Annotated in this window: 18 protein-coding genes; all 18 read right to left on the bottom strand. The window is 36.2% G+C overall.

The annotated features are described in order from the left end of the window. Nucleotides 1-682: 682 nt before the first annotated feature. On the bottom strand, nt 683-1,474 hold the full coding sequence (locus WBG45_RS03610) for a CAP domain-containing protein (RefSeq protein ID WP_424412422.1): 792 nt from the start codon (nt 1,472-1,474) through the stop codon (nt 683-685). Between the two features lie 158 nt (nt 1,475-1,632). Next, nucleotides 1,633-1,893, bottom strand: a complete 261-nt coding sequence (locus WBG45_RS03605) for a hypothetical protein (RefSeq protein ID WP_424412421.1) — start codon at nt 1,891-1,893, stop codon at nt 1,633-1,635. A gap of 7 nt (nt 1,894-1,900) precedes the next feature. Continuing rightward, nucleotides 1,901-2,797, bottom strand: a complete 897-nt coding sequence (locus tag WBG45_RS03600; RefSeq protein WP_424412460.1) for a CobW family GTP-binding protein — start codon at nt 2,795-2,797, stop codon at nt 1,901-1,903. 56 nt (nt 2,798-2,853) lie between these two features. After that, nucleotides 2,854-4,350 carry a S41 family peptidase gene (locus WBG45_RS03595; RefSeq protein WP_424412420.1) on the bottom strand — a complete coding sequence of 499 codons (1,497 nt, stop codon included), beginning with the start codon at nt 4,348-4,350 and terminating at the stop codon, nt 2,854-2,856. A gap of 136 nt (nt 4,351-4,486) precedes the next feature. Then, a complete protein-coding gene (gene deoD / locus WBG45_RS03590; RefSeq protein WP_424412419.1) occupies nt 4,487-5,191 on the bottom strand; it encodes a purine-nucleoside phosphorylase in 705 nt (234 codons plus the stop codon). Nucleotides 5,192-5,260: 69 nt separating this feature from the next. Further along, nucleotides 5,261-6,031 (bottom strand): sporulation protein, encoded by a 771-nt coding sequence (locus WBG45_RS03585; RefSeq protein WP_424412418.1) that lies wholly within the window; start codon nt 6,029-6,031, stop codon nt 5,261-5,263. 30 nt (nt 6,032-6,061) lie between these two features. Continuing rightward, entirely contained in the window at nt 6,062-6,292 is a 231-nt protein-coding gene (locus tag WBG45_RS03580; protein ID WP_024534756.1) for a YozE family protein, read from the bottom strand. Between the two features lie 356 nt (nt 6,293-6,648). Continuing rightward, entirely contained in the window at nt 6,649-7,071 is a 423-nt protein-coding gene (gene msrB / locus WBG45_RS03575) for a peptide-methionine (R)-S-oxide reductase MsrB (RefSeq protein WP_424412417.1), read from the bottom strand. Nucleotides 7,072-7,073: 2 nt separating this feature from the next. Next, entirely contained in the window at nt 7,074-7,598 is a 525-nt protein-coding gene (gene msrA, locus WBG45_RS03570; RefSeq protein ID WP_424412416.1) for a peptide-methionine (S)-S-oxide reductase MsrA, read from the bottom strand. 14 nt (nt 7,599-7,612) lie between these two features. After that, nucleotides 7,613-8,185, bottom strand: a complete 573-nt coding sequence (locus WBG45_RS03565; RefSeq protein ID WP_424412415.1) for a YpmS family protein — start codon at nt 8,183-8,185, stop codon at nt 7,613-7,615. Between the two features lie 15 nt (nt 8,186-8,200). Further along, the gene (locus WBG45_RS03560; RefSeq protein ID WP_424412414.1) at nt 8,201-9,025 is read right to left on the bottom strand and encodes a GDSL-type esterase/lipase family protein; all 825 of its coding nucleotides are present in this window, start codon (nt 9,023-9,025) and stop codon (nt 8,201-8,203) included. A gap of 58 nt (nt 9,026-9,083) precedes the next feature. Then, nucleotides 9,084-9,923 carry a DegV family protein gene (locus tag WBG45_RS03555; protein WP_424412413.1) on the bottom strand — a complete coding sequence of 280 codons (840 nt, stop codon included), beginning with the start codon at nt 9,921-9,923 and terminating at the stop codon, nt 9,084-9,086. A gap of 95 nt (nt 9,924-10,018) precedes the next feature. Then, on the bottom strand, nt 10,019-10,768 hold the full coding sequence (locus WBG45_RS03550; RefSeq protein WP_424412412.1) for a lysophospholipid acyltransferase family protein: 750 nt from the start codon (nt 10,766-10,768) through the stop codon (nt 10,019-10,021). A 1-nt stretch (nt 10,769) separates the two neighbouring features. Continuing rightward, entirely contained in the window at nt 10,770-11,261 is a 492-nt protein-coding gene (locus WBG45_RS03545) for a dihydrofolate reductase (RefSeq protein WP_424412411.1), read from the bottom strand. A gap of 15 nt (nt 11,262-11,276) precedes the next feature. Further along, nucleotides 11,277-12,221, bottom strand: coding sequence for a thymidylate synthase (locus tag WBG45_RS03540; RefSeq protein WP_424412410.1), 945 nt, complete (start codon nt 12,219-12,221; stop codon nt 11,277-11,279). A 71-nt stretch (nt 12,222-12,292) separates the two neighbouring features. Further along, nucleotides 12,293-12,871, bottom strand: coding sequence for a YpjP family protein (locus WBG45_RS03535; protein ID WP_424412409.1), 579 nt, complete (start codon nt 12,869-12,871; stop codon nt 12,293-12,295). A 242-nt stretch (nt 12,872-13,113) separates the two neighbouring features. Further along, nucleotides 13,114-13,908 carry a class I SAM-dependent methyltransferase gene (locus WBG45_RS03530; RefSeq protein WP_424412408.1) on the bottom strand — a complete coding sequence of 265 codons (795 nt, stop codon included), beginning with the start codon at nt 13,906-13,908 and terminating at the stop codon, nt 13,114-13,116. After that, on the bottom strand, nt 13,908-14,342 hold the full coding sequence (locus tag WBG45_RS03525; RefSeq protein ID WP_424412459.1) for a BrxA/BrxB family bacilliredoxin: 435 nt from the start codon (nt 14,340-14,342) through the stop codon (nt 13,908-13,910). Before WBG45_RS03525 ends, WBG45_RS03530 begins: the two co-directional genes overlap by 1 nt. Between the last annotated feature and the right edge of the window lie 233 nt (nt 14,343-14,575).

Here is a 14,575-nt window from a genome sequence, read left to right as displayed (position 1 = left end):
TTTGTTGATTCTAGACATTTGCAGTTTCATTAAAAACTTCTCAAAAAGGATTAAAAAATGAATAGATTAGGTACTAGTTAGTTTATGTAAAAAGCTGTTTTTTCTATAAGCAAGCAGACTCAATTTTCTAAATTCTACAATTGAGTCAATTTCAAAATTCATAAAACCGGATGCAAAAACGAACTTTATATTAACAGAGACTCTGTCAATTTCCGTTACGGGCGGACGCTCTCTGCGGGGTCACACCTGTGTCCTGTAAGAGTCGCCGCCCTTCACTCAAATCAAACGACCGAAAATATTAACAAATTCAAAGGGATGCCCTTCAAATATTTATGTATATCCATCAAAAGGCATTTATGAACTTGTTTCGATTGATAGTTAGAGATTTTAGATATTGCATCAACAATTACCTAAACTAGTTATTACTTATTTAAAAAAATAAAATGAATTAGGCAAGTACTACATGTGATACCCCATCAGAAAGGTGCGGAAACCCATTTTGAAATCCTTTGTACATATGATGGAATTAAGTTTTAGCATTTGAATCTGTTAAAGTATAAATATTTAATAATCCTGGGAATGTAACAGTAACTTAAACTCCATCGAAAAAGAAAATGGCATAGAAAAAACGGCCATCTCTATAATTAGATGACCGTTTAATTCTTATTATATTTTTCACTTATTACTTTTGAATAAATTGTTGTGTCCAGTAATTACCGTTTGCATCGTATCCAATACCAATATGAGTAAAGCTACCATTCATGATATTAGCGCGATGTCCTGGTGACTCCATCCATCCTTTAACGACTTCAGCAGCTGATTGTTGACCCATTGCGATATTTTCAGCAGCGGCTTTGTATTGAATGCCTTTAGCTTTCATTTGATCGAATGGTGAACCCAGTGTTGGGCTAGTATGAGAGAAATAGTTATTCTTGCTCATATCTGCTGATTTTTCACGTGCAGAATTCATTAATGCTGAATCTGTTGCAAGTGCTTTTAATCCGCCTTTTGCTCGTTCTTGATTCGTCAATGTAAGAACTTGTTGTTCAATTGAAGAAACATTACCTGATGAAGCAGGTGCTGCTGGTTTTGTAACCGGTGCTGCTGGTTTCGTAACCGGTGCTGCTGGTTTCGTAACCGGTACTGCTGGTTTTGTAACCGGTGCTGCTGGTTTTGTAACCGGTGCTGCTGGTTTTGTAGCAGGTTTTGAAGCTTCAGGTGTTGCTGGCTTTTGTGCAACTTCCTTAATTTGTGCTGGTGTAAATCCTGCAGCTGCTAGTTGTGCATATAGTTTTTCTAGCATTTGTTTTTCTATGGTCGAAAAATCCACCTGTTTTGCTTGAGTACGTGTAGACAAATCAGAAACATTTTGAGTCTGACACGTGGGTGATGAAAATGAAGCTTCTGCTGTTGTAGCTTGTCCTACTGAGAACACCATCGCTCCCATTGTTAAACCTAGTAACATTTTTTTCATTTTTTATTCCCTCCTCTGCCACCTAGTCTATCTTTGGAATCTCTCAAAAAAATACCTAAACGTTACCAATACTACCAATTGAAACGAAAATGTACTAGTTAAGCAGATTTAAGAGTGCTTTTATGTATGGTTTTAGAGGAATATCCATAAGTTTCATGTTAAAAGGTATTGACGCTTTCAAATACAGTTTTATATAGATGTATTAGCTGCACTTTTAAAATGTCTGATATGTCACTATTTTCGATTCTGTCAACCGCAATCTGGAGTTTGTCAGAAGGAGTTTTACGAACACGCGGATGAGTTAACTCATCTAATAGTTCAATATGAATCCTTTGTTCAAGTTGTTCTATTGAAGTTATTGTAGTAGCTGATTGACGAAATGGAAATAGAGTTTGATATGCTTGGATGATTTCAGTCATTAGTCAATCACTCACTTCCAGGAATATTTATTTGTGCGAGTTGCTCGCCAATGATTACAATGCTTGGCTCCATCTTCACATATTCAGGTAACCATTGGACCATCCCATATGAATATTGGAAAAGCATTGGATTTTTAATTCCATTGATAGGGACATAGCCTTTCATTCTATATATAGTAGATGGTAATGTACGCAACCACTCTTCAAAGGTGTCCTTTTCGACAGCATGCTTAAATGAAACCAATCGTGTTGATAATGCAAGTTCTTGACCTACTCTAGCTTTGTTAACATCCTTGTCACTAACGGTACCTGTTAACTCTTCTAATATTGATAAAGGACATTTACCATGTGATGTTTGAATTAATGTCGCTGATGGATTGAAACTTTGTAATTCAAATGTAACCTTTGCTTGTTGAGCTTCAGATAATAAATCCATTTTGTTTGCTAATAATAAATGAGCATGACGAATTTGTTCTAGAAATAGAGAACGCATTTGTGGTGGTAGTAAGTGTCGATCAAGCCACCGAATGCTATCTACAACTGTCACAATTCCCTTTACATTTAGTTGCTTTGCAAACAACGGGGAATAAACCGCGTCTAATGCTTCAACTGGGTGAGCTGCACCTGTCGTTTCAATAATGAGAACATCAAAATTTTCACCAGCTAATAATGTTTGTAGTTGTGCTTCTGTTTTCTCAGATCCAGAACAACATATACAGCCTTCTAACATTTCTTTTAAAGGAATATCTTCCTCGACAGCTTGTGAATCAAAAGGAAGTTTCCCCAACTCATTCATGAGTACGGCAGGTTTTAACCCTTTTTGTTTTAATTGACGTATTGTGTCAGTTAGTAATGATGTTTTTCCGCTTCCTAAAAAGCCACTAAATAAATAAACATCCTTCATTTTGTTCATCCTTTCTGATGAAAAAAGCTGACCTCAACTTGCAGGCCAGCTTTTGTTTATTTTGCTAGATCTTTTAATAAGATTTCTTTTGCTTTTAACAACTGTGGGTCATCTTTTTTAATTTTCAAGCGTAAGCTGTCCATTAAAGCATAAGTCGTGTCACCAGTTAAAATACCTGTTTCTTCGATTTTTGCCTCTTTTTGCAATTCCTTAACAGCAGCTTCTGTTTGATCATCGAATAATCCATCCACTTTACCACTATCAATTCCAATGGCAGTCAGCATTTCTTCTGCAGCTTTAACTTGATCTGATAAAACTCCATTTTTTAGTTCGATTGATGCGTCCAAATATGGTAATTTCGAGTATTTAGGATAATCCACTTTCACATCAGGTGCAATGCCTTTTTCATGAATCCAGTTACCATCAGGCGTTAGCCATTTAGCTGTTGTGAATTTCATATTTGATCCATCTTGTAATTCATTTGCCGTTTGTACAGTTCCTTTACCAAACGAATTCAATCCTATTAATTGTGTTCCAGCAGATTCACTCATAGCGGCTGCTAGAATTTCTGAAGCAGAAGCACTACCTTCATCAATTAATAATGACACGGGTACTTTTAATTTTTCTCCATCCGTAGCTAAGAAAACTTCTGCATCTTTGCCTTTTTCTTGAGTCTGGAATAAAGTTTTCCCCTCTTCAACAAACAAATCAGAAATATTGATAGCTGAAGTTAATAATCCACCCGGATTTTGTCTTACATCAAGCACTAACGCTTTCATTCCTGCGCCTTCCATTTCTGTAAGAGCTGTCAGCAATTCATCGTATGTGTTTTGTGAAAAGCTTGTAATTTGAATATGTGCAACATCGTCTTCAAGCATTTCAGCATAGACAGTTTCTATTGGAATTTCATCACGAACAATTTTAATTTCTAAGGGCTCGGACATTTCTCCACGTTGAATGGTTAAAGTTACTTCCGTTCCTTTTTCACCGCGAATTAACAATACTGCTTCAGAGGCACCCATGCCTTGAATGTTTTTACCATCTACAGCAATGATATTGTCATTTGTTAAAATCCCTGCTTTTTCAGCTGGTGAGTTTTTAATAGGAGATACCACTGAAATCATTCCATTACGTTCTTGTATTTCAGCACCTATTCCTTGGAAACTTGAAGAAATACTTTCTTCAAATTGTGCAGCTTCGTCTTGATTCATATAATCCGAATACGGATCACCAAGCGCATCTATCATCCCATTGATTGCACCATTAACTAAAGATTCTTGATCAATATCTGCGTAGTATTCAGATTTCAATTCGTCATAAGCTTGGTAAAGTTTTTGAAACTCTCGTCTCTCTGGTGAACCTACCTCAACTACTTTATCTTCTCCAAAGGTTAACGCAAAAATTGTTAATCCTGCAGTACTTAAAATTAGAGAGAAAATTAGCATGATGAAAAAGAAAGGTTTCAAACGAATATATTTCCCCGCTGGTCCATCATGATGATTTTGTTCAGATTGATCTGCTTGTTGTTCGGGATTTTTTTGCTGTTCATCCATTTTATTCACCACTTTCAATTCGAAAACATTAGAATATATGCTTCAATATTTATGTATAGTTTATCAGTTAATATGGTTAAACGGAAAGAAAAAGGCTGTCAAATAACAGATGACAGCCTTTTCTCGCTAACCTAGATTAATCTTGAATCGCAGCGTCTAATGCCACTACAATCATATCGTTAAATGTTATTTGACGTTCTTCTGATGTCGTAACTTCACCAGTCAACAAGTGATCACTTACAGTTAATACTGAAAGCGCTTGGCGACCGAATTTAGCAGCTAAAGTATAAAGTGCTGAAGACTCCATTTCAAGTGCTAAAATTCCGTATTGAGCCCACTTTTCATGCTCTGCATGCTCATTGTAGAATACGTCTTCTGTAAATACGTTACCTACTTTAAGGTTTAAACCTTTTTCAATTCCTGCATTATACGCTTTTAATAACAAGTCAAAGTCTGCAGTTGGTGCAAAGTTAATGCCATTAAAAATGATTTCATTCATTTTAGAGTCAGTTGAAGCACTCTGTGCAAGAATAACGTCACGCACTTTGACATCTTTGTGAATTGAACCACATGTACCAACGCGAATTAATTTTTGAACATCATATTCAGCCATTAATTCAGTAACGTAAATTGAAATTGATGGAACTCCCATTCCAGTTCCTTGAACAGAAATACGTTTGCCTTTGTATGTGCCAGTGTAACCAAACATATTACGAACTTCATTGTATAGAACAACGTCTTCTAAAAACGTCTCTGCAATGTATTTTGCACGTAATGGATCTCCTGGTAGTAAAATAGTATCGGCGATATCGCCTTTTTTCGCATTAATATGAACACTCATTATTATACCCTCACTTTATAAACATTTCCGTACTATCATACTGTTTTTTAACAGCAGATGCAAATGGTGTTATGAATATCTCGCAATTTCTTGATGTAGTTTTGTCTCAAGCGTAGATAAGTCAGCGCTTGACAGGGTTAAACGAATATACGATTCGTCCATATTTAGTGCCTCTGAAAATAAACTTCCTAACCCACGAACTCGTCGATCAACTTGAATCAGTAATTCCACTTGATCCAATCCTTTTGGAATGAAGGTAAATTCAATTTCATCGAATTTCCCTCGAAATGGTCCGCTTGAAGCAACAAATTCAAATTCTTGTACAAATTTTGTTATTCCTCTGTATGCACGAGGAGCTTCTTCGCAATCAACTTTACGCAATTTCAATCCTAAATTCTGGGCAGCCGTCAAACCGGCTTGAATAAATGCGTTTGGTCTAATTTCAATCATATCTTTATCTCCTGGGTCAACTGCATTTTTGATGTCTAGACCCGTTTGAAGCCATACACGTGTTTTACCCATCGTTACTGGCGTATTTAAGGGGAGATTAAAAGAAAAAGGGAATGCTTTTTTCTCTTGTTCATTAATCGTAAATGGTTCGGTAATTTTGTGAGAATAAATCGCAATCGAATCCGTGTATTTTTTGTCATTCGCTTCTCGTTCATAGGTAGTATAAACCTTGATGTAAATGGCTTCAATCGATTGAGAGGTGTTACCACCAATTACCTCAGTCATTCCTGAAATCATTTCCCCCACCTTAAAAGTTGAATCGTTTAATTTGGTATCAACTTTTGCATTTCCAACCCCAACAGATGCTAAAACTTTATTGAAAAAAGACATTTTACTCCTCCTTTAATTGTTCTACCTATACTACTGTCGGAAAGCCACATTGGTTTCAAATAATAACCACATTTCATCAAAAATAGTTGCAGACATATCTGAATGAGCTAGTTCCTCTATATAACTTGAAATCTCTTCAAAATCATTTGATTGTTTTGGGAACGACAAATCATAAAACATTGCTTCAGCAAACATTGCCATTTTGTCTGAAACAGGTCCTCCTCTAAATGTTAGTGCATATTTGTAAAATGAGTGATTCATAATGTTCCTCCAAATAAATATTGTTGTTTACTATATATACAGGATTTTGAGTGCGAAGTAAAAACATACGATAAAGGCTCTAATGACCTACACTATTGTTGACCATGGATTTACAATTATTTTTCACTATCAAGAGCATTCTTATAGCAAATCATATGAAGGGACAGTTTATAAGTCCAAAGAATAAAACAGGTGTAGAAAGCAGTTTGCGGAATGATTGTGGTGAAAGTTGACGACTTCAACGGAATCACATTTGATCCCTGGAACTGCTCGACCTTCCTTCACTTCTACTATAAAAAAAATGAAGCACAAACCAATGGCCTTGGTTTGTGCTACTAATGTTAATATGTTGTTGATTAGAATTGGGATACGTATTCACTATATCCTTCTTCTTCTAATTTTTCTTTTGGAATAAATTTTAAAGATGCTGAATTTATGCAATATCTCAAGCCGTCTGGACCAGGACCATCTGGGAAGACATGTCCTAAGTGTGAGTTCGCTGATTTACTTCTAACTTCCGTTCTTTTCATGCCGTGAGATTCATCTACATGCTCTGTTACTTCTGGACCCTCTATCGGCTTACTAAAGCTCGGCCATCCACAACCAGCATCATACTTATCTTTTGAGCTAAATAATGGTTTTCCTGAAACAACATCTACATAAATACCTTCATTAAACTGTTGGTCATATTCATTTCGATGAGGAGGTTCTGTGCCATTTTCTTGTGTTACGTGATATTGCATAGGTGTAAGTTTATTTTTCAACTCTTCTTTAGACAATGTTATTCACCCCACATTTTTTGTTTGAATCCAGCTCTTCCTGAGCCTACTTGGTATCGGTTATAGTGTGTTGGATTTTTTTTATAGTAATCTTGATGATACTGTTCTGCTGGGTAAAACGGTTTTGCTTCTAAAATTGGAGTGACAATGGGTTTTGAAAACTTACCGCTTGATTGCAATGCTATTTTGGATGCTTCAGCTATTCCTTTTTGACTATCGTTATGGTAAAAAATCGCTGATTCATAAGATGAACCTCGATCGTAGAATTGACCTCCTGGATCGGTTGGATCAATCTGCATCCAAAACAATTCGACAAGTCGCTCGTATGGGAATACGCTAGGGTCAAACGTTATTTGGACTGCTTCTCTATGACCAGTTGCATTTGTACATACTTGCTCGTAAGTAGGATTTTCTAAATCCCCACCTGTATATCCTGATACCACAGCATGTATGCCATCATAGGAATCAAAAGGTTTAACCATGCACCAAAAACAACCACCTGCAAACGTTGCTTTTTCTAAGCCCATTATGACGACCTCCTTTACTTATTAGGTACGAGTATTTCTAGAATGATTTCATCTTGTTCTAAATTAAATTCTTTTGCTCGCACTTCCACATTCGATTGCATAGGAATACGAGATAAATCGATATAAACATCCTCTTCCTCTGGACGAACAATCATCCAATCAGGTAAGGCTACAGAATCTTTCAACAATTTTAACACGGTTTCGGGCGGAATTTCTAATTTGCCGACTTCAACCCCTGTTTGGACCAACTTCAAGTTACCATCAGGCTCGACTACCGGATCGAATTTCATAATGACAGGTAACTTTATTGAAAAAATAGTGAGTTCAGTTGATAAAAGGATTTGGTTTTCTACACTTAATGTAACTGGTAAAGGTTGACCTTTCACTGCATCCCTTATGTAAGAATTCGCGATACCTTCAAAATCTTCTTTTGTTGTCTTAACCGTCAATACATGCCCCTCGGAAGCTGCTTGTGGTTCAGGAATGATTGTTTTTTCTGAAGGAGAACTTATCCAAAAAACAAAAATTACCGTTGTAGTAATTAATAGTGCAAGTAGTAATAGGAAAGCAACTTTCCATAGGTTCATAAAATATTCAACTCCTTAAAAATCCATTTCCCCTTTTGTTAATTGTTTTAAACCGCATGATTTGAGGGATTCTAGTACACGGTCTGTCATTTGTTCATAGCCTTTACTATTTGGATGGAAAAAATCCGTGTGATATACCATTTTAGAATTGGAATTAAATAAATCGTTTACCGGGACAAAACAGGAATTAAAATCACTATAAGCCACATTATTAATTGTATTATTCCAGTTCGCTAAAATTTGGTCGAATTCATTTGCCTCATCCGTAACAATTGAAAAAGGATTATATAACCCTAATATAATTAGTGGCGCATCAGGGTTAAGCTTACGAATTTCTATCAAAATTTCGCCATAGCGTTTTGCAAATAAAAGTAATTCATTTTGAAAAGCATCGACTCGCAATTTAAATAAATCTTGCTTAACTATACGCATAATATCATTGCCACCTATTGTCATAACAATTACATCAGCTTTTTTTAAAGAGTCATTAATTTCGCCAGATTGAATTTGCTTTAATAGTTGATCACTTCGTCTTCCTCGTTTTGCTTCATTCCACAAATCGATTTTACTAACACCTTGGAACGACTCCATCTCAGTAGCAAAACGACCTAAATAGCCACCCATCTTTCGCTCGTCTCCTACACCTTGTGTCAATGAATCTCCGAGACCAACCAGTATCTTTTCTTCAGAAATAAACATGTTATTTAACGTGAAACTTTCCATTTTAAGCGACTGCCTTGTAGTTAAATCCATTTGGCTTGCTTGGTTAGTTTGATCAAATTGACATCCTGTCAAGATGAATATGCTCACCAAGATGACAAGTATCAACTGTTTTTTCATGTTTTTTCTCTCCTTCTCATATTAAAAGCAGGGATCTCTCCCTGCTCATTTTTATACTTTATTCAACCATGTACATAAAACCTATTGCACCAATTCCTGTGTGAGTACTAATCACAGGTGTCGTAAATGCGACTGTCACATCATTAAAGCCTGATTGTTCAATCATTTTTTTTAATGGATCTGACATCGCATAGCCATTTGCTTGCGACAACCCCACATATTTAACAGTTTTGCCTGTAGCGTCTTCGATAAATTGTTTAAATAAATATTGAACCACTTGTTTGTGACTTCTGGCTTTATGGACAGGTGTATATTCTCCACCTTCAAGTGACGCAATTGGTTTAATGGAGAGTAACGATCCTATTAACGCTCTTCCTTTACCGATTCGTCCACCTTTTACTAGATTGTCAAGCGTATCAACGACAACAAATAGTTTCGTGTTTTCTCGAACTTTATCCAAGTGTTTCACGATGTCTTCAATAAGCATCCCTTGTTGGGCTTTTTGTGCAGCTTCAATTACTTGAAATGATAAAGCATATGAAATGAAACGTGAATCAATCACTATTACATCAGAATTTGTGATTTCTGCAGCAGCTTGAGCAGACTTAACTGTACCACTCATTCCTCCTGTCATATGTATTGACAGAATTTTATCGCCATTTTTGCCTAATTCATCATAAAGCTCTTGAAAAATACCGACAGCGGGTTGTGAACTTTTAGGAAGTTCTTTGGAAGTTCTCATCATCTCTAAAAATGGCTCCGCTTGAACATCTACTCCATCTATTAGCGTTTTCCCATCAATTTGTATGGTTAATGGCACAACATGGATAGAATATTGTGCAATTTGTTCTGTTGATAAATCAGCGGTTGAATCGGTTACGATATGAATTTTGGTCATCCCTGTCACACCCTTCTTCTCATACCTTTATTATAAAAATATGTACTGGTTCTGTAAACTATTAGCATTTAGCAAACGAACGCAAAAACCAGATGCTATAAATGTGGCATCTGGTTTTTTGTTTGTTGCAAATGTTTTACTTCTACAGCAATTTTCTGTTGAACATGTGCGATTAATTCTCTTGAAGAAAGTTCTTGAATTGTATCAATAGAAATAGTTGGTAAAACAGTTATGAAAACATGAGCTGGTTTGATTTTATTTTGATTGTTTTCCAAAATATCTGAAGTTCCAGCAATAGCAATGGGTACAATCGGAATTTTTGCTTCTTTAGCAATTCTAACAAAGCCAGACTTGAATTCTTGTACCTCAGTCCCTTTACTTCTTGTTCCTTCAGGGAAAATAATCATTGAATGACCCGCTTTTAAAGTAGATACCATGTCCGTTATTGAACGCATTGAACTTCTACGGTTAGTTCGATCAATAAAGACACAATTCATCGCTACCATCCAGTCTATAATAATAGGAAGTTTTTTCACTTCAACTTTAGACATAAACGCAAAAGGTTTTGGAATATGTGCGATGAGTGATGGAATGTCAAAGTTGCCTTCGTGATTAGAGACAAACAGCACAGTCTCTTCTGGAATTAACTCTAATCCTTCCACTTTAAATGTACTTTTGGTTCGTCTCAAAATGCCTTGAGCCCATCTCTTTGGTTGCTGGTGTACTAGTTCGTCGTAATCTTTGATAGGAATTTTCCCCTTTAGCGTTTGTACCTCGCGTAAGCCTTTTAGTGAAAACGGTAAATATCCAAATAGAAAAGAAAAGGTTCGCAATGAATTATACATGTTATTTAACTTGAACCTTTCTCTTATACAACATATACGTGTACTTTAGCCCACTATCAGTAGAATGTTGTTCTGAAGTCGAAATGACTTCCCAGTCTTGTTCATAGGATGGAAAGAACGTATCGCCTTCAAAATCATGTTCAATAAGCGTGATATACAAAAGATCCGCATAAGGTAAAACTTCATTGAAGATTTGCTCTCCACCAATAATCATGACTTCTTCATGATGGTTATTAGCAACATCGATTGCTTCTTCAATCGAGTGAACAACTGTCACTCCTTCAGCATCATATGAGTTATTTCGTGTAATCACGATATTTAAGCGACCCGGCAAAGGACGCCCAATGGATTCATAGGTACTGCGTCCCATAACAATGGCTTTCCCCATTGTTTTTTCTTTAAAGTAAGCTAGTTCGTTGGGAATATGCCAAGGCATTTTATTGTCCTGACCTATCACACGATTAAGATCATGGACTACTATTAATGAAATCATTATTTCCCCTACTTTCTATACGGCAATTGGTGCTTTAATTCTTGGATGTGGATTATAACCTTCAACAGAAATGTCGCTTGTTTCTAAATCAAAAATAGACTTTTTATCATTTGAAATGGTCAATGTTGGTAGTTCACGTGGTTGACGTGAAAGTTGCTCATTGACTTGGTCCATATGGTTCGAATAAATATGTGCATCTCCTAAAGTATGAACAAAATCTCCCACATCTAAATTGCATTCTTTTGCAATCAAGTGCGTTAATAAAGCGTATGACGCGATATTAAAAGGAACACCTAGAAAAACATCTGCACTGCGTTGATACAATTGACAAGATAATTTCCCGTTAGCTACATAGAATTGAAAAAATGTATGACATGGTGGAAGAGCCATATCATCCACTTCAGAAGGGTTCCAAGCGGTTACAATATGTCTTCTAGAATCCGGATTATGTTTTATGGACTCAATAACGTTCTTCAATTGATCAATCGATTGTCCATCCTTTGATGGCCAAGACCGCCATTGTCGACCATATACAGGTCCTAAATCGCCGTACTCTTCAGCAAAATTTCCATCTGATAGTATTTTTTCTCTAAAAATAGCCATTTGTTGATCAACAATTTGTTGAAAGTGTTCATCTTGTGCAGCACGTCGTCCAAAATCCGTCATATCAGGACCTTCATAAACTTCACTTTTTACCCATTTCTCAAAAGCCCATTCATCCCATATATGATTCCTTTCTGAGATTAACGTTTTAACATTCGTATCTCCTTTGATAAACCATAATAATTCAGATGTTATCAGGCGCATAGCTGTACTTTTAGTGGTCACTAATGGAAATCCTTTACTTAAATCAAATCGCATTTGATAGCCAAAAATACTTTTCGTTCCAGTTCCTGTTCGGTCATTTTTCACTGTTCCATCAGCTAAAATCGTTTGGCATAATTGTAAATATTGTTCCATATTGAAAAACCCCCAATTAATAAACACAAAAAAACCTTCTTCAAGTATACTTGAAAAAGGTTTTTTGTGTGTTATGAAAGCCACTTTGGTGGCATATTTTTTGACCAATAAATATCACCTAAAGTAAAGTGCTTAGCAAATTTGTCTGAAGCTGTGTGGTAATGAAAATTAAAGAAATAGCCATCTTGCGGTTTTCGATCCGTTCTTACATGGAATCGAATGATGTCAGATCCAGTGACAGTATCATAAATATGAAAAATCTTTTCACTGTGATCACCTGAAGGATTCTCACTTATTGCTAATGATTTAAGAGATTCGTTGTCCATATCAATTAATGATAGTTGAATAGCTTCTTGAATTTTGGGGAAGATGATTTCATCAAACTCATCTGTAATAACAGGACCAATTCGTGATCCGAATTTTAGTAAAGACTGTTCTTTGGCTATTTCAATGGCATCTTCAATAAACGTCGAGGGTCGATCATCAACCCACTCAACTGAGTATGTATGTTGCGTATTTTGTGAAGAAATCGTTTTCTGGTTCGCCTTGTCATCTAGTAAGTTTTCCCAAATAGTATGGTTGGGAGAAATAATACCGAATGTTAAAAGGGCGACCGCAACGACAAGTGTCTTCTGAATCCAATTTTTCATTATCTCTCACCTACAAGTTTGAACATTTTTTAACAACTTAATTATCTATTACGAATTCAAACACGAAAAGGTTTCATCTTCGTTCCATTCATTGTACAATAAAAAGGTAGAAACAGCTTCGTTTTTTTAGGTAGGAGGAATTATAATGGACATGCATACACTTATAGGAATTGGTTTATTATTATTACTAGGTTATATTACTTCTTTATGCTTTACAGACTAAATGAAAAAAGCTGCCTCCATCAATTATGGAGAGCAGCTTTTTCTATGAAGCCATAATGAAATTTAGTGTTGGGACGAACAATTTGTTCAAAGTTAAATTGTTCAAACCAAGGTGATTTAAAATGTGCTTTTAATACGACACGTTTTTTTGCTACACGCTTTGCCTCATTCACCCATTCATCAGTTAAAGTATCTTGAACTCCTAAAGAGCGTAACGGACTAATATTGACAGACTCTGAGATTGACGTCTCAAACATTGGGTCCATGTAAATCACATCTACTGATTCATCAGCTAATGTAGTTAAATAAGAAACAGCATTATTTGAAATGACTTGAATTCGGTTCATGTATGTTTGAAAATCCACATAATCCGTTCTGCCATTATGAAATGCTTCTTTCAATATAAAAGCCAAGATAGGATTGGCGTCACATCCAGTTATATTACCTGATTCGCCGACTGCAAAGGCAGCAACTAAGCTATCAGAGGCATACCCTAACGTACAATCTAAAAACGAATCTCCTCTTTGCAATTGACAAACTTCAAGTAAGGGGTCTCGTTCCCCTCTCTCCACCCTCTTTAAACGAAACATCGCTGAACTTGGGTGGAAAAAGAAAGGTTCTGTAGAGTTTTGCCCATAATACTCCCAGCGACTTTTTGAAGCCACTAAAACATCACTTTGATAATGTTGTTGTAATTGTATGACTGTTCTCTTTTGGCGGTCGATATAAGGTAAGTCCAATTGAACCGCCGCGGTCTTCGCTAATTGCTTTGTAAAATCAGTTGGTCTCCCAGCTGTGGTGACAATTGTTTTCATTATGCAGTTACTTGATTTAGTACTTCAACTAAATGATCTTTAATTTGCTCCATCGGGAAACCTTCAATTTGTTCACGTGGAATAAAGTATGCCAGTTTGCCATCTTTCACAATCGCGATTGAAGGTGAACTTGGTGGTACTTCTTCGAAATATGCACGCATTTGATATGTAGCCTCTTGATCTTGACCAGCAAACACAGTTACTAAATGTTCCGGTTTGTTAGTCACTTCATTAAGTGCTTCAGCAACTGCTGGACGTGCTAAACCAGCTGCGCAACCACAAACTGAGTTAATTACAACAAGAGAAGTTCCTGAAGCTTGTGTCATATGTTCGTTGACCATTTCTGCATTCGTAAGTTCTGTAAAGCCAACATTTAATAGTTCAGCTCTCATTGGTTTTACGATTTCTTTCATATACTCATCATATGCGTTCATGTGTTTTTTCCCACTTTCTTTTTCTGCTTCATTTGCTATATATGCCATTTCATTATCTATCATAACTTGTATTTGATATCTTTTCACGTAATCGTGTTGTTTTTATTCTTCGTATGCTTTTTTGATTCGTTAGTTTTTCGGCTATAAGTGAATGATAGAGGTTTTCAGTGCGCTTCAGACGTATCCTCTGCTGTACCTACAGAAGTAATAAGGGTGCAAGCATGGTGCTTTCC

This window comes from Paenisporosarcina sp. (assembly GCF_049671445.1).
Taxonomy (GTDB): domain Bacteria; phylum Bacillota; class Bacilli; order Bacillales_A; family Planococcaceae; genus Paenisporosarcina.
Note: the sequence above shows the minus strand (reverse complement) of the source record. Positions and strands in the feature narration are given on the sequence as shown.

What these genes read in the sequence shown, in the direction of transcription:
- WBG45_RS03610 (WP_424412422.1), bottom strand. Translation starts at nt 1,474, where the DNA reads ATGAAAAAAATGTTACTAGGTTTAACAATGGGAGCGATGGTGTTCTCA.
- WBG45_RS03605 (WP_424412421.1), bottom strand. Translation starts at nt 1,893, where the DNA reads ATGACTGAAATCATCCAAGCATATCAAACTCTATTTCCATTTCGTCAA.
- WBG45_RS03600 (WP_424412460.1), bottom strand. Translation starts at nt 2,797, where the DNA reads ATGAAGGATGTTTATTTATTTAGTGGCTTTTTAGGAAGCGGAAAAACA.
- WBG45_RS03595 (WP_424412420.1), bottom strand. Translation starts at nt 4,350, where the DNA reads ATGGATGAACAGCAAAAAAATCCCGAACAACAAGCAGATCAATCTGAA.
- deoD (WP_424412419.1), bottom strand. Translation starts at nt 5,191, where the DNA reads ATGAGTGTTCATATTAATGCGAAAAAAGGCGATATCGCCGATACTATT.
- WBG45_RS03585 (WP_424412418.1), bottom strand. Translation starts at nt 6,031, where the DNA reads ATGTCTTTTTTCAATAAAGTTTTAGCATCTGTTGGGGTTGGAAATGCA.
- WBG45_RS03580 (WP_024534756.1), bottom strand. Translation starts at nt 6,292, where the DNA reads ATGAATCACTCATTTTACAAATATGCACTAACATTTAGAGGAGGACCT.
- msrA (WP_424412416.1), bottom strand. Translation starts at nt 7,598, where the DNA reads ATGGGCTTAGAAAAAGCAACGTTTGCAGGTGGTTGTTTTTGGTGCATG.
- WBG45_RS03565 (WP_424412415.1), bottom strand. Translation starts at nt 8,185, where the DNA reads ATGAACCTATGGAAAGTTGCTTTCCTATTACTACTTGCACTATTAATT.
- WBG45_RS03560 (WP_424412414.1), bottom strand. Translation starts at nt 9,025, where the DNA reads ATGAAAAAACAGTTGATACTTGTCATCTTGGTGAGCATATTCATCTTG.
- WBG45_RS03555 (WP_424412413.1), bottom strand. Translation starts at nt 9,923, where the DNA reads ATGACCAAAATTCATATCGTAACCGATTCAACCGCTGATTTATCAACA.
- WBG45_RS03550 (WP_424412412.1), bottom strand. Translation starts at nt 10,768, where the DNA reads ATGTATAATTCATTGCGAACCTTTTCTTTTCTATTTGGATATTTACCG.
- WBG45_RS03545 (WP_424412411.1), bottom strand. Translation starts at nt 11,261, where the DNA reads ATGATTTCATTAATAGTAGTCCATGATCTTAATCGTGTGATAGGTCAG.
- WBG45_RS03540 (WP_424412410.1), bottom strand. Translation starts at nt 12,221, where the DNA reads ATGGAACAATATTTACAATTATGCCAAACGATTTTAGCTGATGGAACA.
- WBG45_RS03535 (WP_424412409.1), bottom strand. Translation starts at nt 12,871, where the DNA reads ATGAAAAATTGGATTCAGAAGACACTTGTCGTTGCGGTCGCCCTTTTA.
- WBG45_RS03530 (WP_424412408.1), bottom strand. Translation starts at nt 13,908, where the DNA reads ATGAAAACAATTGTCACCACAGCTGGGAGACCAACTGATTTTACAAAG.
- WBG45_RS03525 (WP_424412459.1), bottom strand. Translation starts at nt 14,342, where the DNA reads ATGAACGCATATGATGAGTATATGAAAGAAATCGTAAAACCAATGAGA.